Source organism: Leisingera sp. ANG-S5, assembly GCF_000813925.1.
Lineage (GTDB): Bacteria > Pseudomonadota > Alphaproteobacteria > Rhodobacterales > Rhodobacteraceae > Leisingera.
The window spans coordinates 577,284-601,561 of record NZ_JWLH01000005.1 but is presented as its reverse complement, the minus strand read 5'-3'; the positions used below and the strand labels follow the sequence as shown (position 1 = coordinate 601,561).

23 protein-coding genes are annotated in these 24,278 nt (G+C 61.5%); 12 read left to right on the top strand and 11 right to left on the bottom strand.

The window, feature by feature from the left end; all coding sequences use genetic code 11:
* Positions 1 to 15 precede the first annotated feature (15 nt).
* Positions 16 to 1,758, bottom strand: a complete 1,743-nt coding sequence (locus RA25_RS11220) for a heparinase II/III family protein (protein WP_039172226.1) — start codon at positions 1,756 to 1,758, stop codon at positions 16 to 18.
* A 99-nt stretch (positions 1,759 to 1,857) separates the two neighbouring features.
* Positions 1,858 to 3,120, bottom strand: coding sequence for an RsmB/NOP family class I SAM-dependent RNA methyltransferase (locus tag RA25_RS11215; protein WP_039172224.1), 1,263 nt, complete (start codon positions 3,118 to 3,120; stop codon positions 1,858 to 1,860).
* A 77-nt stretch (positions 3,121 to 3,197) separates the two neighbouring features.
* On the opposite strand from RA25_RS11215, the gene RA25_RS11210 reads away from it, so the two are divergent.
* Positions 3,198 to 3,389, top strand: a complete 192-nt coding sequence (locus RA25_RS11210) for a DUF1674 domain-containing protein (RefSeq protein WP_019295137.1) — start codon at positions 3,198 to 3,200, stop codon at positions 3,387 to 3,389.
* A gap of 66 nt (positions 3,390 to 3,455) precedes the next feature.
* Here RA25_RS11210 and dapB read toward each other — a convergent pair whose 3' ends face one another.
* Complete coding sequence (dapB, locus tag RA25_RS11205) at positions 3,456 to 4,265, bottom strand: 4-hydroxy-tetrahydrodipicolinate reductase (protein WP_019295138.1); 810 nt, start codon at positions 4,263 to 4,265, stop codon at positions 3,456 to 3,458.
* An 86-nt stretch (positions 4,266 to 4,351) separates the two neighbouring features.
* On the opposite strand from dapB, the gene rbfA reads away from it, so the two are divergent.
* Positions 4,352 to 4,747 carry a 30S ribosome-binding factor RbfA gene (gene rbfA / locus RA25_RS11200; RefSeq protein WP_019295139.1) on the top strand — a complete coding sequence of 132 codons (396 nt, stop codon included), beginning with the start codon at positions 4,352 to 4,354 and terminating at the stop codon, positions 4,745 to 4,747.
* Complete coding sequence (locus tag RA25_RS11195) at positions 4,744 to 5,493, top strand: phosphodiester glycosidase family protein (RefSeq protein WP_019295140.1); 750 nt, start codon at positions 4,744 to 4,746, stop codon at positions 5,491 to 5,493. Before rbfA ends, RA25_RS11195 begins: the two co-directional genes overlap by 4 nt.
* Before the next feature lie 5 nt (positions 5,494 to 5,498).
* Here RA25_RS11195 and rarD read toward each other — a convergent pair whose 3' ends face one another.
* The 5 genes from rarD to mutM all read right to left on the bottom strand — a co-directional run bounded on the left by rarD (position 5,499) and on the right by mutM (position 10,703).
* Positions 5,499 to 6,401 (bottom strand): EamA family transporter RarD, encoded by a 903-nt coding sequence (gene rarD, locus RA25_RS11190; protein ID WP_039147831.1) that lies wholly within the window; start codon positions 6,399 to 6,401, stop codon positions 5,499 to 5,501.
* 185 nt (positions 6,402 to 6,586) lie between these two features.
* Positions 6,587 to 7,990 carry a chromosomal replication initiator protein DnaA gene (gene dnaA / locus RA25_RS11185; RefSeq protein ID WP_019295142.1) on the bottom strand — a complete coding sequence of 468 codons (1,404 nt, stop codon included), beginning with the start codon at positions 7,988 to 7,990 and terminating at the stop codon, positions 6,587 to 6,589.
* Between the two features lie 546 nt (positions 7,991 to 8,536).
* Entirely contained in the window at positions 8,537 to 8,800 is a 264-nt protein-coding gene (rpsT, locus tag RA25_RS11175; RefSeq protein ID WP_039172221.1) for a 30S ribosomal protein S20, read from the bottom strand.
* Positions 8,801 to 9,011: 211 nt separating this feature from the next.
* A complete protein-coding gene (locus tag RA25_RS11170) occupies positions 9,012 to 9,788 on the bottom strand; it encodes an enoyl-CoA hydratase (RefSeq protein WP_019295145.1) in 777 nt (258 codons plus the stop codon).
* Positions 9,789 to 9,851: 63 nt separating this feature from the next.
* A complete protein-coding gene (mutM, locus tag RA25_RS11165; RefSeq protein ID WP_039172219.1) occupies positions 9,852 to 10,703 on the bottom strand; it encodes a bifunctional DNA-formamidopyrimidine glycosylase/DNA-(apurinic or apyrimidinic site) lyase in 852 nt (283 codons plus the stop codon).
* Positions 10,704 to 10,789: 86 nt separating this feature from the next.
* Between mutM and ubiE the strand changes: the two genes are divergently transcribed.
* The 5 genes from ubiE to RA25_RS11140 all read left to right on the top strand — a co-directional run bounded on the left by ubiE (position 10,790) and on the right by RA25_RS11140 (position 18,343).
* Positions 10,790 to 11,542 carry a bifunctional demethylmenaquinone methyltransferase/2-methoxy-6-polyprenyl-1,4-benzoquinol methylase UbiE gene (gene ubiE / locus RA25_RS11160; RefSeq protein ID WP_039147704.1) on the top strand — a complete coding sequence of 251 codons (753 nt, stop codon included), beginning with the start codon at positions 10,790 to 10,792 and terminating at the stop codon, positions 11,540 to 11,542.
* Between the two features lie 3 nt (positions 11,543 to 11,545).
* Entirely contained in the window at positions 11,546 to 13,075 is a 1,530-nt protein-coding gene (gene ubiB / locus RA25_RS11155; protein WP_039147703.1) for a 2-polyprenylphenol 6-hydroxylase, read from the top strand.
* 272 nt (positions 13,076 to 13,347) lie between these two features.
* A complete protein-coding gene (locus RA25_RS11150) occupies positions 13,348 to 13,737 on the top strand; it encodes a response regulator (protein ID WP_019295149.1) in 390 nt (129 codons plus the stop codon).
* Between the two features lie 79 nt (positions 13,738 to 13,816).
* A complete protein-coding gene (locus RA25_RS11145) occupies positions 13,817 to 17,080 on the top strand; it encodes a chemotaxis protein CheB (protein WP_039172216.1) in 3,264 nt (1,087 codons plus the stop codon).
* 384 nt (positions 17,081 to 17,464) lie between these two features.
* Entirely contained in the window at positions 17,465 to 18,343 is an 879-nt protein-coding gene (locus RA25_RS11140; RefSeq protein ID WP_241477395.1) for a sensor histidine kinase, read from the top strand.
* A 14-nt stretch (positions 18,344 to 18,357) separates the two neighbouring features.
* On the opposite strand, the gene RA25_RS11135 is transcribed toward RA25_RS11140, so the two are convergent.
* Both RA25_RS11135 and RA25_RS11130 read right to left on the bottom strand, forming a co-directional pair.
* On the bottom strand, positions 18,358 to 18,744 hold the full coding sequence (locus RA25_RS11135) for a response regulator (RefSeq protein ID WP_019295153.1): 387 nt from the start codon (positions 18,742 to 18,744) through the stop codon (positions 18,358 to 18,360).
* 265 nt (positions 18,745 to 19,009) lie between these two features.
* The gene (locus tag RA25_RS11130; protein ID WP_039172212.1) at positions 19,010 to 20,185 is read right to left on the bottom strand and encodes an acetyl-CoA C-acyltransferase family protein; all 1,176 of its coding nucleotides are present in this window, start codon (positions 20,183 to 20,185) and stop codon (positions 19,010 to 19,012) included.
* A gap of 198 nt (positions 20,186 to 20,383) precedes the next feature.
* Between RA25_RS11130 and RA25_RS11125 the strand changes: the two genes are divergently transcribed.
* Both RA25_RS11125 and RA25_RS11120 read left to right on the top strand, forming a co-directional pair.
* Complete coding sequence (locus tag RA25_RS11125) at positions 20,384 to 20,950, top strand: helix-turn-helix domain-containing protein (protein WP_039147698.1); 567 nt, start codon at positions 20,384 to 20,386, stop codon at positions 20,948 to 20,950.
* Positions 20,951 to 21,194: 244 nt separating this feature from the next.
* Positions 21,195 to 21,401, top strand: coding sequence for a cold-shock protein (locus RA25_RS11120; protein WP_019295156.1), 207 nt, complete (start codon positions 21,195 to 21,197; stop codon positions 21,399 to 21,401).
* Positions 21,402 to 21,468: 67 nt separating this feature from the next.
* Here RA25_RS11120 and RA25_RS11115 read toward each other — a convergent pair whose 3' ends face one another.
* Positions 21,469 to 21,870 (bottom strand): VOC family protein, encoded by a 402-nt coding sequence (locus tag RA25_RS11115; protein WP_019295157.1) that lies wholly within the window; start codon positions 21,868 to 21,870, stop codon positions 21,469 to 21,471.
* Positions 21,871 to 22,033: 163 nt separating this feature from the next.
* Between RA25_RS11115 and RA25_RS11110 the strand changes: the two genes are divergently transcribed.
* Together RA25_RS11110 and tdh are read left to right on the top strand one after the other, a co-directional pair.
* Complete coding sequence (locus tag RA25_RS11110) at positions 22,034 to 23,221, top strand: glycine C-acetyltransferase (RefSeq protein WP_039172209.1); 1,188 nt, start codon at positions 22,034 to 22,036, stop codon at positions 23,219 to 23,221.
* Positions 23,222 to 23,235: 14 nt separating this feature from the next.
* Positions 23,236 to 24,264, top strand: coding sequence for an L-threonine 3-dehydrogenase (gene tdh / locus RA25_RS11105; protein ID WP_039172206.1), 1,029 nt, complete (start codon positions 23,236 to 23,238; stop codon positions 24,262 to 24,264).
* Positions 24,265 to 24,278 lie beyond the last annotated feature (14 nt).

Sequence of the window (24,278 nt, the reverse complement as noted above, 5' to 3'; positions counted from 1 at the left end):
GGTCCTTTTAAAGGCTCAGTCAAACGTCTCGGGTTCGTCCCGGTTCAGGTCTCGCACGGCAATGGCAGTCTCCTGCGCTTTGCTGAGCGTCCACCGGACGCGGGTGGCATATCCCATCGCCCGCCCGGATAAAACGATCTGCTTTGCCGCACGCGGCTTCAAGCGGGTCTTTTCCAGGAAAACGCTTGGCTCCAGCCGCAGATGGCAGGCGCCGTCATGCCGGAACACCCAGATTTCCCCGCTCTTGAGCGCCATGGATACTGCTGCGCCGCCCAAGTCAAGGGTTGCATCGACTTCAGGGTGCAGATGCAGGCGGATATCAAAGCTGACACCACCATCCGGGTTGCTGCTGCTGGCCTTGTCAAAGCGGGCCTTGGCCGAGTCTTCCAGCGCCAGCAGCATGTCCTCCCCGGCCAGGGCGCGGCCGTCAAAGGATAGATCCAGGGTGCGGGCATGGGTCAGGCCGAAATGCGCGGCATAGCCGTTGTGGCCGCCCTGGAAACGCAAGCCATCGGTCAGTTCAGCAAGGTCCAGCGGAACATCATCAGGCGCCTCGATCAGTTCCTCATGGCCGGTGGTTTTATGCGGCGCGGCCAGCCTGGCGCTGGAGTGGCCTTCGATGCACAACGTGCTGTGCGAGGGCGTCGCCCGGCCGGCGCGGCGCCACTCCACCCCAAAGGACTCGCCCGACCCGCAGTTAACAACGAGCGGCCTCCGGCCAGAGGTCAGTTCAAACGCAAGAGTCGAGGCATGGCCATTATAGGAGGCCTTGCCCGTGGGCGGCGCCGAGGCATCCACGATTACAGAGGTCCGCCGCGCCGACAGCCGGGCAAAGCCCATCGCCAGCCCGTCCGCATGACGCTCGGCCACATGGCTGGCTGCCAGCGCATGGTCCAGTCGCCCCTCCAGCCCGCGGCCGCCACCATGGAATCGCGCCAGCCCGCCGTCACTGTGGCGCAACGTGCGCAGGGTCGGCGCGATCCGTTCGATGGCGGCGATATGGGCAGGCGGCACCATCCGGCCGGCCTCATGCAGCGCCGCCGCCGCCCAGGTCAGGAGGGTGAACACCTCCAGCAGTTCTTCCGGGTTGCGGGTCGGCAAGCCGCCCTGCTCGTCGATCTGGGCCTCGCATTCCGCCGCCAGCGCCTTGACCGCCGGATCGGCCAACTCCTCGCGGCCTTGCAATGAAAGACCTGCATAGATCAGCCCGCACAGCGCCTCAAACCGCGGCAGCCCGGGCGCAGCCCCTTGCCAGCGTTGCGCCAGATACCATGTCTGCTGCGCCAGGGAGCCATAGAAGGCTTCGGTCTCGTCCTTATCCTTGCCGCTTAGCAGGAACAGCGCGTGGTTGATCCAGCGGATCACCCGCCGCCCGGTCAGGTCCGGCAGCCAGGCCAGCCCTCCGCCGCGACCGTGCTGTTCGATCCAGCCCCAGACCCATTTCTGCGCCTTGAGCCGGGCCTTGAAATCGCCAACAGCCGCCAGATCGTCGAGCCAGGCAAACCCGTGCCGTTCCGCGTCAAAGGCCGTGTCCGGCGCGGCAACCTCCCACAGGCCAGTGTCTGGCGATTCGACCAGGTAGCCGGCAAACAGCAGATTGCCCGCAACTAGCTGCCGCCCGCGGGCAAAGCTGCCAATGGTACGTGGCTCCGGCTGCGAGACAAAACCGGTTGCCGCTGGCTGGCTGCGCGCGCGCCAAGCGAAATACCGGTTCAGCAGGCGGGTACCGCGGCCTGCCATTCTGTCATAAGTGGACATGCTCTGTTGCCTCACGCCGGATTGTGCCAGGGCGTTTTGGCGGGAGCATAGCGCGGGCTTCGGGCCAAGTCACCGGCGAATGCCGGAGACGCCCCGGGGTCACGCGGATTTGCGCAAAAGGGCCATGTAGAAACCGTCCATGCCGCCACGCTCCGGCCAGTAATCCGGGCGCAGGCGCAGGCCGCCTTCCTCGGTGATCCAGTCCGCATTGACGCCAGGCACTGTCAGCGCCTCACGGTCTGCGGCCATTTCCGGGTACATGTCCAGCGCCTCCTCCACCTGGCATTCGCCTTCATCCGGCAGCAGCGAGCAGGTGCAGAACATCAGCCGCCCGCCGGGTTTCACCAAAGTCCAGGCATAGGCCAGCATTTGCGCCTGCAGCTCAATCAGCTCTCCGAATTCGCTGCCGTCTTTGGCCTGCGGCAGATCCGGGTGGCGGCGGATAGTGCCAGTCGCAGAGCAAGGCGCGTCCAGCAGCACGGCGTCATACTTGCCGGTCTGCGCCAGTGCGTCCCCCACGATCAGTTCCGCCTGCAGCCCGGTGCGTTCCAGGTTTTCCCTGAGCCGGGCAACCCGGCTCTCCGAAACATCAACAGCCGTCACCTGTGCTCCGGCAGCTGCCATTTGCATGGTCTTACCACCTGGCGCCGCGCATAGTTCCAGCACGCGTTCACCAGGCTGGACGTTCAGAATGCGGGCAGGCAGCGACGCGGCGGCGTCCTGGACCCACCAATCGCCAGCCTCATAACCCGGCAGGGCGGAAACCTGGCCTGCATTGGCGAGTCTGACAGAACCGGTTGGCAGCACCTCTCCGCCAAGCTCGACCAGATCAGCACCGGGTTTGCCGGTGATATCCAGCGGCGCGCCGGCAAAATGCGCGGCCTCGATGGCCAGCATTACCTCAGCGCCCCAGGCCTGCACCAGGGGTTTCCGGATCCAGTTCGGCAGGCGCGGCGTGCGCAGTTTGGCCCATTCCGCCGGACCTTCGTCAGCCACCTTGCGCAAAACAGCATTGACCAGCCCCTTGAGCTGCCCATGGCGGCGGTGCTTGGAGACAATCGCCACCATGGCATTGACCACCCCATGCGCGGCGGCGCCCGAGCACAGCTCCACCGTCCCCAGCCGCAAGGCATTCATGACAGTGAGCGGAGTTGATTTCTTCAGGTGTTTCTTGAGCACCCGGTCGGCACGTTCCAGGCTGCGCAGGGTTTCCGCTGCCAGCCGCTGTGCACGGGCTCGGTCTTCCGGTGCCAGCTTTTCCAGCGCCCCGGCGGCATAACACTCCGCCAGCAGCCGCCCCTCTCCCAGCACCTGATCCAGCAGGTAGACCGCAGTGCGGCGGGCGTGGTTGGCATCGGACATGGGGCAACTCCTTAGGGCGCGCCTTGTGCACGCGGGACAGGGGCGTATATCATGCGCAAAGAATAAAGGAACCCGCGATGAGCGACGACACTGCGCCTGTGAAGAAAGACCTGCCGCCCGCCGCACAACGCGCGCTGGCGGAGGCAGAGGAGCGCCGGAAAGCCGCCGAGGCTGAGGAACCGCGCCCCAAGGAACTAGGCGGGCGCGATGGCCCTGATCCGGCACGTTACGGCGACTGGGAGAAAAAGGGAATCGCTGTCGATTTCTGATAAATCGCGGGTGCCAGCTCTAACGCTCCCTAAGGGCAGCGGCCTATCAGGGCCGCCGTTCAGACTTTAAAGCCCCAGCACATCCACCATGTCGTACTGGCCAGGGCCCTTGTCCTGGCCCCACAGCGCGGCTTTCAGCGCGCCGCGGGCAAAGATCGCACGGTCGGTGGCCAGGTGGCGCAGCACGATCCGCTCACCCGCTGCGGCAAACAGCACGTCATGCTCACCCACGATGTCGCCGCCGCGGATGGCGGTGAAGCCGATGTCGCCCCGTTTGCGGGCACCAGTGATCCCGTCGCGGCCGGAGTCGCGTACATCCGCCAGTTTCACACCGCGGCCCTCGGCAGCGGCCTCGCCCAGCATCAGCGCGGTGCCGGAAGGCGCATCCACCTTGTGGTGGTGATGGGCCTCGATCACCTCAATGTCGAAATCTTCGTCCAGCGCGGCGGCGACCTTTTTGGTCAACTGCACCAGCAGGTTCACCCCCAGGCTCATGTTGCCCGCGCGCACGATCACCGCGTGGCGCGATGCCGGTTCCAGCTGGGCGATCTGCTCATCCGTCATGCCGGTTGTGCCGATCACATGCACCGCGCGGGCCTGCGCCGCGAGCTTGGAAAACGCCAGCGTTGCCTCAGGCGCTGTGAAGTCGATCACCGCCTGCGCCTTGGAAAACGCCTCCAGCGCATCCGAGGTCACGGTAACTCCAACCGGCGCCCCGCCCATGGCTTCGCCCACATCACGGCCAACCCAATCGTGACCCTCACGCTCCACGGCTCCGGCCAGCGTGGCCTTGTCGCTTTCCAGCACCGTCTTGATCAGCATCTGCCCCATGCGGCCCGATGCGCCGGTAATCACGATCCCTGGTTTGTGAGTCATTGGCCCATTTCCTTGTTCAAGCTGGTTTTGTCCTACATCGCCGGGCAGCGCTTGGCAAAGCCTGCGATCCGGCATAGATCGGAACTATGGCAAAGAACAAATTCCACGATGGGCCCGGCCCCTCCCAGCGCCAGCTTCGCGTCGGCGAACTGATCCGCCGCTCGCTCTCTGAAGTGCTGGCGCGCGGCGATGTGCATGACCCGGACCTGAACCGCATGTCGATCACCGTGGGCGAGGTACGCACCTCACCCGATCTGAAAATCGCCACTGCCTTTGTGCTGCCCTTGGGCGGCAAAGGGCAGGAGGATGTATTGAAACTTCTGGCCCGCAACAAGAGCGAACTGCGCCGCATGGTCGGCAAGAAGCTGGGCTTGAAATTCACCCCGGATCTGCGGTTCCGGCTGGATGAGACCTTCGACCAGATGGACGAAACCCGCCGGATGCTGAGTCAGGACGCGGTGCGCCGCGACGTGGAAGAGTGATCCGCAAGGCCGCATTTCTGCTGACGGCGCTATGGACCGCACCCGCGGCCGGCGCGGTCGAGTGCAGCGATGTGGCCTATGAGGGCAACCGGTACTCGATCTGCGAAGTCGACGCCGCACAGGAACAGCTTCAGCTGTTCCTGAAGGATGGCGAAAACCAGGTCTACGGACACTTCTCCTCGCTGGAGGATGCGCTGGCAAAGGACGGCAAGACGCTGGCCTTTGCGACGAACGCCGGCATGTATCACACGGACCGCTCCCCCGTCGGCCTGTATGTAGATGAAAACGGTGAGGCGATGCGGCTGGTGACCAATGCCGGTCCAGGCAACTTTGGCCTGCTGCCAAACGGGGTACTATGCATCGGTGAACGCCGTGCCGATGTGTTCGAAACCCTGGATTTCGAACACAGAGCGCCCGCCTGCACCTATGCTACCCAGTCCGGACCGATGCTGGTGATCGACGGGGAGCTGCATCCGCGCTTCCTGGCGGATTCAGACAGCTATTACATCCGCAACGGTGTAGGCACCTCGGCAGATGGCAGCCGCGCAGTCTTTGCGATCTCGCGCAATGCAGTGACGTTTCACCAGTTCGGCAGCCTGTTCCGCGACTATCTGAAGCTGCCCAATGCGCTTTACTTCGATGGAAATATCTCGCGCCTGCACGCGCCGGAACTTGGCCGCAGCGATGCCGGTTTCATGATGGGCCCGATTGTGGGTGTGATCGAGGACGCGCAGCCGTCCGATTGAACCCCTCAGCCTGTTCGCTTGCGCATCTGACGAATCATCGGCACTGAGTAGATCACCAGCGCCGCCCAGATCATCGGAAAGGCGATCATCCGGGCGCTGCCGAATTCCTCGCCGAACAGCAGCACCGCCGCCAGCATGATCATCGTCGGCGCAATGTACTGCAGGATTCCCATGGTTGAGAGCCTGACCAGCTTGGCGCCATTGGCATAGACGATCAGCGGCACGGCGGTCACCAAACCGCAGCCCAGGAGCAGCCAAGTGTCCGTCAAAGAGGCACCAAAGCTGCCGCTGCCCGTGGCAGCCAGATATGCGAAATACCCAAGTGCCGGCGCCAGCAGGATCAGCACCTCAAGCAGGAAGCCCTGGTTGGGGCCGATCGGCAGAGACTTCTTGAAGAAGGCATAAAACCCCCAGGACAAGGTCAGGCCAACTGCCACCCAGGGCACCCTGCCCGCCTCCAATGTCAGCACCAGCACCGCCGCCGCGGCCAACGCCACGGCGGCCATTTGCGCCTTGCCAAGAGGCTCCCGCAGCAGCAGAGCGCCCAGCGCAATGCTGAACAACGGGTTGATATAATAGCCAAGCGCGGCATCCAGCGCCCGCCCTGCTGCGATGGACCAGACATAGATCCCCCAGTTGACGGAAATCAGCGCCGCGGTGATGCAAGCCATGCCGAGCATGCGGGTATTTTTCAACGCAGCGCGCAGATCTTTGGTGCGGCGCAGGACTATCAGCAGTGCGCCGGCCACCGGCACCGACCAAATCACCCGGTGGGTAACAACCTCAGCCGCCGGAATATGCGACAGTGCCTTCATGTAGAGCGGCAGAAATCCCCACAGCAAGTAGGCGGTGACGGCGAAGGCCAGCCCGCGGGGCGTGTCCAAGTTCTGTGGCGTCTGATCAGTCATGCCGCGCTCCTCATCCAGGGCGCTGTTATGACCGGTTTTCCGCGTCATGAAACTTCGTTTTCTGTGATACCGGGCATTCACCGCTGTTATGGGTCTTGGCGGCCGCCGTTGAGCCAACAAAAAACGGCCCCGGAAACCGGGGCCGCAGTGCAATTTGGGGTTTGCAGTTCTAGCTTTTTTGCGCGTCAGGCTTCCAGCGAACGCCGCAGCATTTCGACGTCCTCGGCGATCTGGCCGTCGGTCAGCTTCAGCTCCTCGATGCGCTTCACGCCGTGCATCACGGTGGTGTGGTCGCGCCCGCCAAAGCGGCGGCCGATCTCTGGCAGGGAGCGGCTGGTCAGCTGTTTGCACAGATACATCGCCACCTGACGCGGGCGCGCATAAGAGCGCAGGCGCTTGGGGCCGATGATATCGGACATGCGGATGTTGTAATACTCGGAGACCTTGCGCTGGATTTCCTCGACGGTGATCTTGCGCTCGGAGGCGCGCAGCACGTCTGCCAAACAGTCCTGGGTCAGGTCCATGTCGATCTCACGGCCGACCAGAGACGCAAATGCGAACAGACGGGTCAGGGCGCCTTCAAGCACGCGCACATTGGTCGAGATCCGGTGTGCCAGGAATTCCAGCACACCATCCGCGATACGCAGGTCGGGGTAGGTCTCACGCTGCTGCTGCACCTTGGTCTGCAGGATGCCCAGACGCAGTTCATAATCGGTCGGGTGCAGGTCCACGACAAGACCGCACTGCAGGCGTGACTTCACCCGGTCTTCCAGATCCTTGATCTCACCCGGGGCGCGGTCGGCCGAGATGATGATCTGCTTGTTCTGATCCACCAGCGCGTTGAAGGTGTGGAAGAATTCTTCCTGGGTCGAATCCTTGCCGGCGATGAACTGAACATCATCCACCATCAGCACATCGACCGAGCGGAACAGGTGCTTGAAGTCCATCATCTTACGCTCACGCAGAGCTTGCACAAAGCGGTACATGAACTGTTCCGCCGACAGGTACAGCACGTTCAGCGAAGGGTTCTTTTCCTTCAGCTCCCAAGCGATGGCGTGCATCAGGTGGGTCTTACCCAGACCCACTCCGCCATACAGAACCAGCGGGTTGAAAGTGACCGGACCGCCCTCTCCGACGCGGCGTGCGGCAGCGTGGGCCAGTTCGTTCGGCTTGCCGACAACAAAGCTGTCGAAGGTAAAGCGCGGATCAAGCGGTGCAGCTTGCAGCGCTTCCAAGGTGTCCTTGCCAGCGGAAGAAGCCGCGGGCGCAGTCATGACGGCCACATCACCATCGGCGCTGCTATAAGCCTCTGCGCCAGCTGCGGGCTCTGCCGGGCGGACCGGGCTGTTAGCAGCAACCCGGAAAGCCAGCCGCTGGACCTGTTCCCCGGACATCGTCAGCTCATGCAGAATCAGATCTGCAAAGTTTTGGCTGACATAGTTGCCCATGAAATTCGTCGGCACCTTGAAGACGGCAACCCCACCGTCCACGGCGTCAAATTCAAGCGGCTCGATCCAGGTCGTGAAATTGTTCTGGCCGACCGTTTTCAACAGCCGGTTTCTGAGCTGTCCCCATTTTTCTTCTGTCATGCTGCGCCTCACGCATCCCCAAAAAGCAGCGGCCCATTTGCCGGGCCAGTTCTATTCTTACCCCCAACCACCCGGGGGGCATCCACGCACAGGGTTATCGTGTGCGGGCCAGCAGTGGCCGCATTACCCGAAGGCTTGACGTTCGCCTTGAACAGCAAAAACGGCCGCAAAAAGCGGCGGATTTGCCGTCACGAACAGTATCGCACACAATTGAGACAAGGCTGCTGACCCTTAACGATACAGCAGTGGATCCCGGCAACTAGCGCGCATCAGATGCGCGTCGTGCCGAGCAACCTGGCAATCTTGATGCCCGTCAAGATCGCCTCGAGCAGCCTGTCCCCCCAGCGAGTGAATCGCTGAAACAGTGGTAGCAATTTGAGGGGGGCAGCGGCAACGAAACTATGATGTTGACTCAGTCTTTGGCAGCAAAGAATCTCCTGCGCCCAGCGAGTCCCGGCAAGGGTTTTCCCAAAAAACAAGGCGCTGCAATCTGCAGCGCCCTGACAACTTTTTGACGGCCCGTGAGCCTGCTCAGCGGAGCGAATCTCAGGCCAGTGTCTTCACGCGTGCGGACAGGCGCGAGATTTTCCGGGAAGCGGTGTTTTTGTGATACACACCCTTGGTGACGCCGCGCATCAGCTCGGGCTGAGCCGCGCGCAGAGCTGCGGTTGCAGCTTCTTTGTCGCCGGAAGCGATGGCTTCTTCAACTTTACGCAGGAAGGTGCGGATGCGCGAACGACGGGCTTTGTTGACGGCAAAGCGCTTCTCGTTCTGACGTGCGCGCTTCTTGGCCTGGGGCGAATTTGCCATGGTGTCTGACCTTATCTTCGGGTTCTGTTTCTATCGGACGCAATGCCAGCCAGCCCCGGATCATTCACCGGTGTGATTCTAGCCAAAGCGGGCTGCACGCGCATGTATGAGGGCGGCGTTTATCCAACTCTGCATGGAATTGCAAGGGCACCGGCCCGGAATGTAAAACGGCGAGCCGAGCGGCCCGCCGTTCCGTTTTCGGATGTACCGCTTACTTGTCGCGGAACTGTGCTTCGCGTTTTTCCAGGAAGGCGGCCATGCCCTCTTTCTGGTCTTCGGTCGCAAACATCGAATGGAACACGCGGCGTTCGAACAGAATGCCTTCGCTCAGCGGCAGCTCATAGGAGCGGTTCACCGCTTCCTTCACTGCCATTGCAGTCAGCTGCGATTTCTCGGCGATCTTCTGTGCTGCCGCTGTGGCTTCCTCGATCAGCTTCTTCGCTGGCACCACGCGCGACACCAAGCCTGCGCGCTCAGCCTCTTCGGCGTTCATGAACCGGCCGGTCAGGTTCATGTCCATCGACTTGGACTTGCCCACGAACCGGGTCAGGCGCTGGGTGCCGCCGATGCCAGCTACGACACCCAAGTTGATTTCCGGCTGGCCGAACTTGGCGGTCTCGGCAGCGATGATGAAATCGCACAGCATCGCCAGCTCGCAGCCGCCGCCCAGTGCGTAGCCGGCCACCGCGGCGATCACCGGCTTGCGGATCGCCGAAATGCGGTCATTGGCGTCGGCAAACAGATTGGTGGAAAACACCTCGGTGAAACTCAACTCCGACATCTCTTTAATGTCGGCACCGGCGGCAAAGGCCTTCTCCGAGCCGGTCAGGACAATGCAGCGCACCTTGTCGCTGGCATCGGCCTCTTCCAGAGCATCGCAAAGCTCGCCAATGAGCTCCTTGTTGAGAGCGTTCATCGCCTCAGGGCGGTTCAGCTTGATAAGGCAAACGTGGTCCTGCACATCGACGTTGATCGTCTCGTAGGCCATGATTTCTCTTTCGGTTGTTCCGTTCAGTCCTGAGTCCTTACCAAAAGGGTCCCTCTGATCAAGCTATCTTTGGCACTTTACACAGTAGAAGGTGGAACGCCCCGACTGGGTGATTCTGGCAATTGACCCGGCGCAGCCCTCTCGGCGGCAGGCCTCGCCCTCGCGGCCGTAGGCATCAAAACTATGCTGAAAATATCCAAGTTCACCAGAGGCTTGCCTGAAATCCTTGAGCGATGAACCGCCCGCTTGGATGGCATCCTGCAGCACCTTCCGGATGATCGGCACCAACGCCGCTACCCGATGCGCGGCAATCTGCCCGGCCCTGCGGCGTGGCGAAATTCCCGCACGGAACAGCGCTTCGCAGACGTAGATGTTACCGAGACCAGCAATGATTCCCTGATCCAGTAATGCGGATTTCACCGGCGTGTTACGCCCCTTGAAGGCAGCCACCAGGTGGTCCTCGTGAAAATCATTGCCCAGCGGCTCCGGCCCCAGAACGGCCAGCAGCTTGTGGCTTTCAGCCGTTGCGGTCTCCAGCAGATCCATCGCCCCGAACCGCCGTGGGTCGTTGAAGGTGATGCGGGCGCCATTGTCCATGTCCAAGACCACATGGTCATGCTTCTCCGCCTTTGGATGCTCATGCACGAACTGCCCCAAGGGGTCGCCTGACACCGTCATACGGCCCGACATGCCGAGGTGAATGAGCAGCGTCTCGCCTGTGTCGAGATCAGCCAGAATGTATTTCGACCGCCGCCTGAGGGCATTGACCCGCGCGCCTGTCAGCCGCTCGGCCATCCGCTCCGGAAACGGCCAGCGCAGATCCGGGCGGTTCACCTGCGCCTTCACGATCACTGCGCCCTCCATCGCAGGCGCCAAACCGCGTTTCACCGTCTCGACCTCGGGCAATTCTGGCATTACACCCCTCCTGAACCAACGGGCCGCATTGTGCCTGCCCCACAGCGCCTTATAACAAGGGCGAAACTCAGCAAACGGCAAGCCTGATGAGCAACACGAGCGACAACACCACCCATTTCGGGTTCGAAACCGTCCGCGAGGAGGAGAAGGCAGGCCGCGTGCAGGGGGTCTTCAACTCGGTCGCCTCGAAATACGACATCATGAACGATGTGATGAGCGTGGGCATCCACCGGGTCTGGAAGGACGCGATGATGGACTGGCTGGCGCCGCGGCCCGGTCAGCGGCTGCTGGATGTGGCAGGCGGCACCGGCGACATTTCCTTCCGTTTCCTGAAACGCGCAGGCTCCGGCCACTCCACCGTGCTCGACCTCACCCGCCCGATGCTGGAGGAAGGCCGCAAGCGCGCCGAAGCAGAGCAGATGGCCGACAGCCTCGACTGGGTCACCGGCGACGCGATGAAGCTGCCGTTCAAGGACAACACTTTCGACGTCTATACCATCTCCTTTGGAATCCGGAATGTAACGCGGCCGCAGGAGGCACTGAACGAGGCTTACCGGGTGCTGCGCCCCGGCGGGCGGCTTATGGTGCTGGAATTCTCGCAGCTGCCGAACGACGGGCTGCAAAAGCTTTACGACCTCTATTCCTTCAACGTGATCCCGCGGATGGGTCAGCTGATCGCCAATGATTACGACAGCTACCAGTATCTGGTGGAATCGATCCGCAACTTCCCGGATCAGGAAACCTTCCTGGGCATGGTGAAACAGGCGGGGTTCGAGAACGCCAAATACCGCAACCTGTCGCTGGGCATCGCCTGCCTGCATTCCGGCTGGAAGATCTGACCCATGCGCGGCCCCCATAATATCCTGCGCCTGATCCGAACAGGCGCCACATTCGAACGCACCGGCGCCATGCATTCCGTGCTGGAGGCGTTTGAGGCGCCAAAACCCCTGCGCATACTCGCCCGCACCTTGGGCTGGCCGTTCAAATGGCTGGGCTACAAGGGCGATCCGGCAATGCCGCCCGAAACCCGCGCACTGAACGCGCTGGGGCCTGCCTATATCAAGTTCGGACAGGTGCTTTCGACCCGGCCGGACGTGGTGGGCAAGGATCTGGCCAACCAGCTGCGCGTGCTGCAGGACAAGCTGCCGCCGTTTTCCCGCGCCCAGGCGCTGGCTGAGGTGGAAAAGGAGCTGGGCCGTCCGGTCTCCGAGATATTCTCGGACTTCAGCGACCCGATCGCCGCCGCCTCCATCGCCCAGGTGCACCGGGCGACGCTTGCGGAAACCGGCGAGGAAGTGGCGGTCAAGGTGCTGCGCCCCGGCATTGAGCGCGCCTTCAACAAGGATGTGGATGCGTTCTATTTCGCGGCCCGCATCGTGGACCTCTTCGCCCCCGGCGCCCGCCGCCTGAAGCCGATGGATGTGATTGAGCACTTCGACGGTGTGGTGCAGGGCGAACTGGACCTGCGGCTGGAAAGCGCCGCCGCCTCGGAGTTCGCCGCCAATACCGCCAAAGACGAAGGTTTCCAGCTGCCGGAAATTCGCTGGGGCTATTCGGCGCGCCGGGTGATGACCATGGGCTGGGCCGATGGCATTCCACTGGGCGACAATGAGGCGCTGGATGCAGCCGGCCACGACCGCAAGCTGCTGGCCAACCGGGTGCTGTCGCTGTTCCTGCGCCATGCGCTGCGCGACGGTTTCTTCCACGCCGACATGCACCAGGGCAACCTCAAGGTGGCTAGCAACGGCGATATAATCGCCTATGATTTCGGGATCATGGGCCACATCGACGAATATACCCGCCGGGTCTATGCCGAAATTCTCTACGGCTTCATCAAGCGCGACTACAAACGCGTGGCCGAGGTGCATTTCGAGGCCGGCTACGTGCCTGCCAACCGTGACGTCGATGAATTCGCCCGCGCCCTGCGCGCGGTGGGTGAGCCGATCTTCGGCATGGACGCCTCGCAGATTTCAATGGGCCGGCTGCTGAACTACCTGTTCGAGGTGACTGAACGCTTCGGCATGGAAACCCGCACTGAGCTGATCCTCTTGCAGCGCACCATGGTGGTGGTTGAGGGCGTTGCCCGCTCACTGGATCCGCGTATCAACATCTGGGAAGCCGCCCGGCCGGTGGTCGAGGATTACATCAAGAAATCCATCGGGCCCCGCGCAGTCGTTACCGACCTGCTGGACACCGCCAAGGTGATGGCCCGCTTTGGCCCCCGTCTGCCTGCACTGGTGGAACAGGCGCTGATCGCGCAGGCCGCACAGAACGGTGCACGGCCACGCAGCAGCAGAAGCTGGGCGGTCCCCGCCGTTCTGGGTGCTGCCGGCGCCACCAGCCTCTTCGCTGTCATTGCCTTGCTGACTTGATAAAGGCCGCGGATTGAAGGTGTTACCACGTCAGCACCGCAAGACGTGTGTCTCAAACTAAAAAACTCGCAAAAGAAGATTATCAGCCAGCTCGGACACGTTGACCGGAGGTTGAAAGAGTCCCATGATGCCAAAGGGACCCAAATCCGGCCACCCCGCTGAAATACCTGACTTTGCGGAACCGATTAGGAGCCGGCTTGGTCACCCTCGAGACAATGCCGTGACCGGATCCCTGTTTCTGATCGCAGCCGCAGCACAGACGGAATCAGCTGATGAACAACCCGCGGAAAGTCCTGCTCGTCGAAAATGACGAATTCACGCGATACATGATGCGAGAGATCATTGTGGCGCTTGGGGTTGACGTTGAGATTGCCGAAGACGGTCAGGCCAGCATCGACATGCTCAGCAGCGCGCCGAACGAGTATGGCCTGGTGCTGATGGATCTGCACATGCCGCGGCTGTCGGGGATTGAGGCGACACAGCAAATCCGGGAAGCTCCGATGGATCCTCCCAGCAGCGTGCCTATCATCGCCGTGACTGCTGATGCTGCCTATCACGATGATACGATCGTCAAGGACTTGGGCATGAACGGGTTTGCACCAAAGCCAGTGACACCCGGCCAGATTCTGAACCTAATCGACAAATTTTGCGCTGCCGCATAGGCCGCAAGCGCCGCCTTTCAGGCACAACGAGTGCAGGAAGATTTTTTGCACCGCTACTTTGCATTACGGTTGAATATTCATGGAAGACTTAGAAAAGCGCATGTCCACCGAAACGTCAGCAGCCTCACCGGAAAATGATAGCGCGGATGCCTCAGCTGAAGACAGCGGCCTTCACGTGGTCGGTGTGGCCGCTTCGGCGGGCGGGCTGGAAGCGCTTTCGCAACTGGTGCAACACCTTCCGCAATCCGCCAACGCAATCTACGTGATTGCGCAGCATATGTCGCCAACCCATAAAAGCGTGCTGACATCTTTGCTGGCCCGCGAAACCTCCCTGCCAGTAGAAGAGCTGGGCCGGGAAACCGACCCTGTACCGGGAACCATTTACATTACCCCTCCGGATACTGATGTTATGCTTGAGGGCGGCAAGCTGCGCTTGCGCAACCCCGCAGGGCACCCGGCATCCCCGAAGCCGTCCGCTGACCGGCTGTTCAAGAGCATTGCTCAAGAGTGCGGAGAAAACTGTGTAGGTATCGTGCTGTCGGGCACTGGAAGCGACGGCAGCTATGGCGTGCAAGCGATCCGTGAATGCGGCGGAATCACCATCGCCCAGGATCCCAGCTCCGCGAAATATGATGGCATGCCAGCCTCGGCGATTGAAACCGGTTGTATCGATCTGACCCTGACACCGGGGCAAATCGGCGACCATTTCGAGAAAATTCTGACCCGGCCGCGCGATCTGGCATTGCTGCGCCCCGAAACGGATGAACCCAGCAAGCTCAGCGAACTGTTCGGCATCCTTCTAGCCCGCACCCAGGTCGACTTTGCCAACTATAAGGAAAACACACTGAACCGCCGCATTGCCCGGCGGATGACGGCACTGGGTATCGAAGACTACGACGGCTATGTCGATTATTGCAGGTCAAACGTGGACGAAGTCGACGCGCTGCACCGCGATTTGCTAATTTCGGTGACCCGGTTCTTCCGCGATCCTGAACAGTTCCGGAAATTGAATGAACAGCTGGCAAACAGCGGCCCGGGCCCCGTTCGGGTGTGGGTCGCGGGATGTGCGACCGGCGAAGAGGCTTATTCCATCGCGATCCTTATCGCGGAACTGCTCGGCGGGCTCCACGCGCTGACCAAGACCAATGTTCAAATCTTCGCCACGGATATCGACCAGAATGCCATCGAAGTTGCGCGAAAGGGGATTTACCCCATTTCAGCAGCGCAGGACATTCCGCCCCAATATCTGAAGGAATACTTCACCGTCGGCGAAAACGACATCTCGGTCCGCCAGGAGCTTCGAAATGTGACACTGTTTTCGCAGCACAATGTGTTCCAGGACCCGCCCTTTATCAATCTCAACCTGGTCACCATCCGAAACGTCCTGATCTATTTTAACCTGGCACTGCAGGAACGTGTGCTGACCCGCCTGCACTATTCCCTGGCCTCGGGCGGGCTGCTGTTTCTGGGCACTTCGGAAACAGTGGGCGAAATGGGCATCTACTTCGAAGCCCGCCAGGGGGCCGATAAGATTTTTGGCAAACGCCGCGGCATTTCCAGGGAACTGACCGTATTGCCCAGCACGCCGGGCAGCTCCTATCTGCGGTCGCAGAGCATGCGGCGGTCAGCGGCGCAAACGGCGGCCGATCAGGCTGCGCAGGCCGACCTTTCGCTTGCCCGGGCAGTTGCGCCGAATGGCGTTATTTGCACCCGTAACGGCGACATTATCGAAATCCTCGGGGATATCAGCGTCTACAGCGAAATCCGGGCCGGCATGTCGACGTCGCTGAACGTTAGGATGCTGATCGACCCGCTGCGCACCGAGGCCGCCAGCCTGATTGCGGTGGCCACCCGCACCGAAGAACGGCGGGACGGGCGCTGGCATAAAGCCTCCTTGCCCAATGGCAACCGCGTTCAGCTGCAGGCCTTCCCCTTCTTCAACCACAAGGGTGGCGAACTGCATTGCCTGCTGGCGATCAATTCCAAGTTCGAGGAGGAAAAGGAGCTGAACTTCAGCGAAATTTCCGACCGGGAACAGCGGGACTATGTCGAGCGGATGGAGCTGGAAATCCGCTCCACCCAGGAGGCGCTGCAGCAGACGATCGAGGAACTTCAGACCGCCAACGAGGAGCTGCAGTCCACCAACGAGGAGTTCCAGGCCACAAATGAAGAACTGGAAACCTCCAACGAAGAACTGCAATCCACCAATGAAGAGCTGCTGACCGTCAACGAGGAATTGCAGATCAGCTCGGCAGAGCGCCAGGCGCTGGCCTCCGAGCTGGAAGCGATGCTGGTCTCTTCGCCTTATGCCATTGCGCTGGCGGATCAGGCGCTGATCATCCGGCGGCTGTCGCGCGTCGCGCAGGAGGTATTTGGCATTGGCGAGCTTCCTCCGACCGGCCTGCACCTCAGCCATTGCAACCTGCCCAATGGCTTCCCGGCACTTGCGCCAATTGCCAACACAGTGCTGCGGCTGCAGGAAACGCGCCGCATTCCCGTCCTGTCAGGCAGCGACTACTACACCCTGATCCTGTCACCCGTTCTGGACATGCACCAAAGGCTCATCGGCATCTCTATCACTGTGTCCCGGTTCGACAACGAACCTTTCAATGATGTCCTCCGGCAGATCAGCAAAGTAACCAGGGTCGGGTTCTGGACGCAGAACCTGCAATCCAACGATACCTACGTCTCGCCAGAGGTGCATGCCATTCTGGGGATGGATGACACCGCAGCCGGCCTGAGCCTTGACACGATTCTGGCGCGCGCCCACCCCGAAGACCGTGCAAGCTTGCAGTTGCAGCTTGACCCTCTGTTCAAGGACGGCGGCTCCTTCGAATTTGATGCACGCTTCTTCGATGACAGCGGAAACACCCTGAACATCGGGGGCAGCCTGATGGTTTTCCAGGATTCCCATGGCGAAAACATCCAGTTGATCGGCGTGTGCTGGGACAAGGCAAAGTTTGACGAGCGCGACCTCATGCTGGGCTGCAGCGCAGCGGTGCAGAATCATTTCGCCGTTGGCATTTTCTCCTTTGATGTGGTCAACAACGTGCCGTCCTGGAACCCGCCGATGTACGATCTTCTGGGGTATGCTCAGGGAAAGCACGTCCCGTCGGTGGAAATGATGCTGGAGCGCATCCACCCTGAGGACCGGGATTTTGCCAAGGACGGGCTGCAGGATGTCCTGACGATGGGACAGCCGTTCCACTACCCGCTGCGCCTGCAGACCAGCGATGGCAGCTACGCCGCAGCAGAACTGTTTGCACAAGCCCGGAGCGGCGATGCAGACCGCATAACCCATGTCTTTGGCGGCCTGCAGCTTTACCGGCGTGAACCGGAGTAAAACGCGCGTGTTGTGTTGCACTAAACCTTTCAAGGTCATGCAGGCGGACCAGGCTCATCCCGCGTCCGCCCGCATTTTGCAGCCTGCACCCGCGGACAAACCGGCCCCTAGGCGGTGACTGCATTGATGCCGGATGGGAACAACCTGGACGCTGAGGTCTTGGGAAACGCCTTTTTCTGGTCTCCCTATGCGTCCTTTGTCCTCGATTGGAATGGCCGCATTCTTGCGTGCAACCGCAGGGCCGAACGCAGTTTCGCACCGGGTTGCGAACCCGGCAGCGGTGCGCTTCAAGGCACATGCATCAGCAGCCTGACCCTGCTGGATCCGGACCGGGTGATTGCAAGGCTCAGGCAAGGCACAGCGCATGGCGCAACGACTTTGCCCATGAATGCGAACATCCGCCCGTCCACGGCGCCAGAAACGGATTTCCGCGTTTCGCTGTTAAAGTCTGACGCCAAGGGTGAGCGGCTGATCATGTTGACCCATGACCAGCTGCGAGTCACCGCTGAGTCGTTCCGGCAAATGAATGACCTGCGCAGCAAGCTCAACGATGAGCTGCGCAGCGCCAAGGAAGCCAACCTGAAACTGCAGGAAACCTTGCTGTCGATGGAGGCCTTTGCCCACGCCGCCTCTCATGATCTGCGAACACCGATCAGCACCCTGAATGGCGCCTTGCACTACTTCTCGCAGCACTATGCCGCCGGTCTGCCGGAGACAGCCCAGGAATTCCTGAAGCACATGAGCCGGGCCACCAGCCAGATGGACCGGCTGACAACGGAGCTTTTGGAACATTCGGTTTCAACGTCCGCCCGGATCAACATTCAGGAAATTTCAATTCAGGACGCAGTATCAGAGGCCTGCGCAGGCCTTGCCCAGGAGCTGCAAGCCTGCGGCGGCCAAATCAGCGTGTCAGGCAACGGTTTCCGGCTGCATGCCGACCCTACCCTGCTGCACCTCGTCCTCACCAACCTGTTGACCAACGCAATCAAGTACCGGCACCCTGGGCGCCCTCTGGAAATCAAAATCAGACAATCTTCCGCAGGGCCGAACAAATGGCAACTGTCAGTTTCGGATAATGGAACCGGTTTTGACCCCAAAGACAAGTTCTTGATCCTCCAGCCGTTTCATCGCGCACACCGTGAAATCGAAGGCAGCGGCATCGGACTGTCGACTTGTGCGGAGATTTGCCGCCGCCACAACTGGCAGTTCACAGCCGATGCAGACCAAGGCAAAGGCGCCATCTTTACAATTGCCTGCAGCTAGGTCCCGGAACCTGCTCAGCTTGCTTCTGCGGTAACACTCTGGCCGGTTACATAGTCGACCATGCTTACAAGGTCCGGCAGGTTAACCGGCTTGTGCAGCACCCACCGGATATTGCGGCTCAGCCCAAACAGTTCTCCGCCGGTGAACAGCCGGCTGCCGGTGATGTAGACCACCGGAATATCGGGGCGCATGAGCGCGGCATAATCCGCCACTGGCAAGGACATTTCCTCCCCGATCTTCAGATCAAGGATCAAAATACCGGTTTCGATGCCGGAAAGAGCTGAGATGGCTTCGGAACAACTGGCAACGGCGGTGACATCATATCCGGCGTCCCGCAAAGCCATCTCGAACGTGAACCGGACACCCTTGTCGTCTTCCAGAAGCAGGACCTTGGCTGTCATTTTACCCCCTTACCATCCAGCAGGCTGCCCTGGCAGCGCGCGAGCCTTGTGCCGGATCGCTGGTCAACTATCCCGTAGAAGTTATTCCAGCGAAGCTTCGGTAAGAAGTTGTTAATATTCTTTGATTCCTACCGTTTCTTTATTTCTACTTTGAATTGCATCTCCTGTATATGAAAGAAGCGTAATATGCCCGTTAAACAAAGAGCTCCCAATGGTGAAGGCCAGACATGGGACCCCGTCATTCGCAATCCCATGCCGTTTGCAATCAAATGCGCTCAACCGCCAGTGCGATACCCTGACCGCCGCCAATGCACATGGTGATCAGCCCTTTGGAACCGCCGGTTCGCTCCAGTTCATAAAGTGTTTTCAAGGTGATAATGGCACCTGTGGCCCCCACCGGGTGGCCCAGCGCAATGGCGCCGCCGTTGGGGTTCACCTTGGCCGGATCCAGCCCCAGCTCCTTGTTCACCGCCAACGCCTGCGAGGCAAAGGCCTCGTTCGACTCGATCACGTCGAAATCGCCGGCAGACAGCCCGGTCTTCGCCAGCAGGTTGCGCACCGCGGGCACCGGGCCGATGCCCATCACCTCGGGGCGCACACCTGCATGGGCATAGCCCAGAATCCGCGCCTTGGGTTTCAGCCCGGCCCGCTCTGCAGCGGCGGCAGTGGCCAGTACCATGGCCGCGGCGCCGTCGTTGATTCCACTGGCATTTCCGGCAGTTACCCGGCCGTCCTTCTGGAACACAGCGCGCAGGCCCGCCAGCGCCTCTGGCGTGGTGGGCTTGGGGTGCTCGTCCACTTCGAAGGGCACCATGTCGCGCTTCACCTTGACCTCCACGGGCGTGATCTGGGACTTGAAATGGCCCGCCTCGATCGCCGCCGCGGCGCGGGTCTGGCTGGTGAGGGCAAACTCGTCCATCTGCGCGCGGGTGATGCCGTGCTCATCGGCGACGTTCTCAGCCGTCACCCCCATATGGCCGGTGCCGAAGGGGCAGTTCAGCGCGCCCAGCATCATGTCGAGCGATTTCACATCACCCATCTTGGCGCCCCAGCGGCTTTGCTGGAGGATATAGGGGCTGCGCGACATATTCTCGGCGCCGCCGGCCAGGGCAAACTCCGCATCCCCTAGGGCAAGCGATTGAAAGGCTGAGACAATTGCCTGCACGCCGGAGCCGCAGAGGCGGTTCACATTCATTGCAGGTACCACGTCCGGGACGCCTGCCTGCATCGCCGCAACCCGGCTCAGGTACATGTCGCGGGGTTCGGTGTTGATGATATGGCCGAACACCACATGGCCGATCTGGCCGCCCTCCACCCCGGAGCGTTCAAGTGCTGCCTTGGAAACGGTGGCAGCCAGGTCGATCGGCGCGGTGTTTGCCAGCGCGCCGCCGAAGGTACCGATGGCGGTGCGGGCGCCGTCCAGGATCACGATCTCTGTCATTGGTCTTACTCCTCAACTCCTGCGTTGGCGCCAGTATGCGCCCGCAGCATCGACCTGTCTGCCGGGACGTGCCGTCATGGGAACGCGGCGTCACCCCCCGTGCACCCCCTGTACACCCCCTGTGCACCGCCGCGGCGCAGCATCTGCAGTTTGCCGGATCAATTGACAAATGCAGCCCATCGGCGCAGAGAATCCGTCATGACGGAAAACACAGACGATATCCTGACCCTGCTGCCCGCCCGCCTGAAGGAGGCGCGCCGCGCCCAGGGCCTGAGCCTGGAGGCGGTGGCGAACCTGTCGGGCGTCAGCCGCTCGATGGTGAGCCAGATCGAGCGCGGCGAAAGCTCCCCCACCATTGCAACGCTGTGGAACCTGACCCGCGCGCTGCAGGTGGATTTTGCGGGCCTTCTGGAAGCGGGCGACATGCAGGACCGGATCGAGGTGCTGCGCGCGTCGGATGTGCCCAAGATCGAGAACATGGGCCAGGGCTGCCGCATCCGCATCCTGTCACCGCCGGAAGAGGCTGGCGGGCATGAGGTCTATGACATCCGGTTCGATCAGGGCGGCGCGCTGGTCAGCCAACCGCACACCCGCGGCGCGGTGGAGCAGCTGACGGTACTGGAAGGCGAGATTGCAGTCAGCTCCGGCAACGCAAGGGACCAGCTGCAGGCCGGCGACACCGCGCGCTATGCCGCCGACGTCGCCCATTCGATCACCGCACCGGAGGGGCCGGCACGGGTGTTTCTGATTGTGAAGAATGCGTAGTCCAACCCCGTTCCAGCCGTACTGGTAAGTTTTGCCTGCACTTTTCGGCAGGAAATCCCCACCTTGTGCCTTTTATGCACATTCCCCTTGAACGACTCGGGGGTCCGGCCCATATGTGGTCCGCTAACGTTATTCTTGTCGATCCACTGTCTCCCGTTTACCGGCGCTTTCAGTCTCTCGATCCAGACCGACTACGCCAGGCTGCCGCACTTCCGCGGGCAGCATCAAAAAGGAGACTACGGATATGGCCACCGGCACCGTAAAATGGTTCAACACCACCAAAGGCTACGGCTTCATCGCGCCCGAGGGCGGCAGCAAAGATGTGTTCGTGCACATTTCCGCTGTTGAGCGTTCCGGCCTGACCGGCCTGGCGGACAACCAGAAAGTTACCTTCGACATCGAGCCCGGCCGTGACGGCCGCGAGTCGGCGGTGAACCTGCAGCTGGCATAAGCCTCGCAGCAGTACTGATCGGAAGCGCGGTCCCTGAAAAGGGGCCGCGTTTTCTTTTGTGCGGGTGTCAGCCTTTGTTCTTCTCATCCCAGAGCTTGGGTTCCCACAGTTCAACCTTGTTGCCTTCAGGATCCATGATCCAGGCGAAGCGGCCGTTTTCATGGGCATCCGGCCCTTTCAGCACCGGGATGCCTGCGTCCGTGAGCTGTGCGATCATCCCGTCCATATCGTCGATCCGGTAGTTGATCATGAAACCGGCGGTGCTGGGGTCAAACCAGGTGCCGTCCGCATCTGCGGTGCCCCAGACGGTCAGACCGCCATCCTCTGCGGTGTCGTCCTGCCAGTTCAGGACCGCACCGCCGAATTCCTGCAGGTCCAGTCCCAGATGGTCGCTGTACCACTTGGCCAGTGCTCTGGCGTCGCCGCGTGCCTTGATGAATACCCCGCCGATTCCTGTGACCTTTGCCATGGACGCACGCCTCCCTGTTTCAGTGGCAGATAGTCCGGTTTGGCGGATTTCCACTCACACATTCCAGTTTCACGGATTTTTTTCCGCAATCCTGAAATCCTGTATTCCGGAAACGCATCCGCTATGATAGACACGCGACTCGAGACACCAAGGGAGTTTGCGCATGTCCACTGCTTTTCTGACCGACATCTCCAACACGCTGGCCCAGATCGAGGGCGAGGGGCTGTACAAGCGCGAGCGAATGATCACCTCCCCGCAGGGGGGCGAGATCACGGTTGGCGGGCGCGAAGTGATCAACCTGTGCGCCAACAACTATCTGGGTCTGGCCGACCACCCCGCCCTGATCAATGCTGCAAAGGACGCGATGGAGCCGAAAGGGTTCGGCATGGCGTCGGTGCGGTTCATCTGCGGCACCCAGGACATTCACCGGGAGCTGGAGCAGCGGCTGGCGAAGTTCCTCGGCAAAGATGATGCGATCCTGTTTGCCGCCTGTTTCGACGCTAATGGCGGGCTGTTCGAGCCGCTGTTGGGGCCGGAGGATGCGATCATCTCCGACAGCCTGAACCATGCGTCGATCATCGACGGGATCCGGCTGTGCAAGGCCAAGCGCTACCGCTACCTGAATAGCGACATGAACGACCTGGAGGCCTGGCTGAAGCAGGCCCGCGAGGACGGTGCACGGCATATCATGATTGCAACCGACGGCGTGTTCTCGATGGACGGTTATCTGGCCAAGCTGCCGGAGATCCGGGCGCTGGCGGACAAATACGATGCGGTGGTGATGGTGGATGACTGCCACGCCACCGGTTTCATGGGTGCGACAGGCGCCGGCACGCCGGAGCATTTCGGGGTGGACGTGGACATCCTGACGGGAACTTTGGGCAAAGCACTTGGGGGGGCCATCGGCGGTTATATCGCCGGGCCGCAGCCAGTGATCGACCTGCTGCGGCAGCGGGCGCGGCCCTATCTGTTCTCCAATTCGCTGCCGCCATCGATTGTTGCTGCCGGGCTGGAGGCGATCCGGCTGGTGGAGGAAGGGGACGGGCTGCGGGCGCAGCTGTTCGAGAATGCCAAGTACTGGCGCGCGGGGCTGGAAAAGCTAGGTTTTGACCTGCTGCCGGGTGAGCATCCGATCATCCCGGTGATGCTGGGCGAGGCGCAGCTGGCGCAGGACATGGCGGCCAAGCTGTTTGATGAGGGCGTCTATGTCTCCGGCTTCTTCTTCCCGGTGGTGCCGCGCGGCCAGGCGCGCATCCGCACCCAGATGAATGCGGCTCTAACCAAGGAAGAGCTGGACCGGGCATTGGCCGCCTTTGGCAAGGTGGGCAAGGAATTGGGAATTGTATCATGAGCCGTCCGAACACGATGAAGGCGCTGGAGAAGAGCCATCCGCAGGAGGGTCTGTGGATGGTGCAGGCGCCGGTGCCGGAGATCGGCCCCGACGAGGTGCTGATCAAGGTGAAGAAGACCGGCATCTGCGGCACCGATATCCACATCTGGAACTGGGATGAATGGGCATCGCATACCGTGCCGGTGCCGATGATCACCGGCCATGAGTTTGCCGGCGAAATTGTCGAGATCGGGCGCAATGTCACCGATCTGGAGGTGGGGCAGCGCTGCTCCGGCGAGGGGCATCTGATCAAGACCGACTCGCGCCAGAGCCGGGCCGGCAAGTTCCACCTGGACCCCGGAACCCGCGGTATCGGGGTGAATGAGCAGGGCGCCTTTGCCCAGTATCTGAAACTGCCGGCCTTCAACGTGGTGCCGCTGCCGGAGGATATTCCGGATGAGATCGGCGCTATCCTCGACCCGCTGGGCAATGCGGTGCATACGGCGCTGAGCTTTGATCTTTTGGGCGAGGACGTGCTGATCACCGGCGCAGGTCCCATTGGCATCATGGCGGCAGCGGTGGCGAAACATGCCGGCGCGCGGCATGTGGTGATCACCGACATCAACCCGGACCGGCTGAGCCTTGCGGAACATGTGGTGCCGGCGGTGCGCGCGGTGAACGTGGCGCAGGAGGACCTGCAGGATGTGGTGCGCGAGTTGGGTCTGAAACAGGGCTTCGACGTCGGGCTGGAGATGTCCGGGTCGCAGGCGGCCCTCGACCAGATGGTGGAGGCACTGGTGATGGGCGGCAAGATTGCCCTGTTGGGCATTCCACCGGGCAAATCGCCGGTCGACTGGTCGCGCATTGTGTTCAAAGCGATCACCATCAAGGGCGTCTACGGGCGCGAGATGTTCGAGACCTGGTACAAGATGATCGCGATGCTGCAGAACGGGCTGGATGTGAGCCGGGTGATCACCCACCGGTTCGGCGTCGATGATTTCGCCGAAGGCTTTGCGGCGATGAAATCAGGCTCCAGCGGCAAGGTGGTGCTGGACTGGACGTGATGTCCGGTTGAGGG

Excerpts from the sequence above, each read along its gene's own strand:
- ubiE (WP_039147704.1), top strand. The coding sequence starts at position 10,790 with ATGAGCAACACGAGCGACAACACCACCCATTTCGGGTTCGAAACCGTC.
- RA25_RS11120 (WP_019295156.1), top strand. The coding sequence starts at position 21,195 with ATGGCCACCGGCACCGTAAAATGGTTCAACACCACCAAAGGCTACGGC.
- RA25_RS11145 (WP_039172216.1), top strand. The coding sequence starts at position 13,817 with ATGGAAGACTTAGAAAAGCGCATGTCCACCGAAACGTCAGCAGCCTCA.
- RA25_RS11140 (WP_241477395.1), top strand. The coding sequence starts at position 17,465 with ATGAATGCGAACATCCGCCCGTCCACGGCGCCAGAAACGGATTTCCGC.
- mutM (WP_039172219.1), bottom strand. The coding sequence starts at position 10,703 with ATGCCAGAATTGCCCGAGGTCGAGACGGTGAAACGCGGTTTGGCGCCT.
- ubiB (WP_039147703.1), top strand. The coding sequence starts at position 11,546 with ATGCGCGGCCCCCATAATATCCTGCGCCTGATCCGAACAGGCGCCACA.
- dapB (WP_019295138.1), bottom strand. The coding sequence starts at position 4,265 with ATGACTCACAAACCAGGGATCGTGATTACCGGCGCATCGGGCCGCATG.
- rarD (WP_039147831.1), bottom strand. The coding sequence starts at position 6,401 with ATGACTGATCAGACGCCACAGAACTTGGACACGCCCCGCGGGCTGGCC.
- tdh (WP_039172206.1), top strand. The coding sequence starts at position 23,236 with ATGAAGGCGCTGGAGAAGAGCCATCCGCAGGAGGGTCTGTGGATGGTG.
- dnaA (WP_019295142.1), bottom strand. The coding sequence starts at position 7,990 with ATGACAGAAGAAAAATGGGGACAGCTCAGAAACCGGCTGTTGAAAACG.
- rpsT (WP_039172221.1), bottom strand. The coding sequence starts at position 8,800 with ATGGCAAATTCGCCCCAGGCCAAGAAGCGCGCACGTCAGAACGAGAAG.
- rbfA (WP_019295139.1), top strand. The coding sequence starts at position 4,352 with ATGGCAAAGAACAAATTCCACGATGGGCCCGGCCCCTCCCAGCGCCAG.
- RA25_RS11170 (WP_019295145.1), bottom strand. The coding sequence starts at position 9,788 with ATGGCCTACGAGACGATCAACGTCGATGTGCAGGACCACGTTTGCCTT.
- RA25_RS11110 (WP_039172209.1), top strand. The coding sequence starts at position 22,034 with ATGTCCACTGCTTTTCTGACCGACATCTCCAACACGCTGGCCCAGATC.
- RA25_RS11210 (WP_019295137.1), top strand. The coding sequence starts at position 3,198 with ATGAGCGACGACACTGCGCCTGTGAAGAAAGACCTGCCGCCCGCCGCA.
- RA25_RS11215 (WP_039172224.1), bottom strand. The coding sequence starts at position 3,120 with ATGTCCGATGCCAACCACGCCCGCCGCACTGCGGTCTACCTGCTGGAT.
- RA25_RS11220 (WP_039172226.1), bottom strand. The coding sequence starts at position 1,758 with ATGTCCACTTATGACAGAATGGCAGGCCGCGGTACCCGCCTGCTGAAC.
- RA25_RS11130 (WP_039172212.1), bottom strand. The coding sequence starts at position 20,185 with ATGACAGAGATCGTGATCCTGGACGGCGCCCGCACCGCCATCGGTACC.
- RA25_RS11115 (WP_019295157.1), bottom strand. The coding sequence starts at position 21,870 with ATGGCAAAGGTCACAGGAATCGGCGGGGTATTCATCAAGGCACGCGGC.
- RA25_RS11150 (WP_019295149.1), top strand. The coding sequence starts at position 13,348 with ATGAACAACCCGCGGAAAGTCCTGCTCGTCGAAAATGACGAATTCACG.
- RA25_RS11125 (WP_039147698.1), top strand. The coding sequence starts at position 20,384 with ATGACGGAAAACACAGACGATATCCTGACCCTGCTGCCCGCCCGCCTG.
- RA25_RS11135 (WP_019295153.1), bottom strand. The coding sequence starts at position 18,744 with ATGACAGCCAAGGTCCTGCTTCTGGAAGACGACAAGGGTGTCCGGTTC.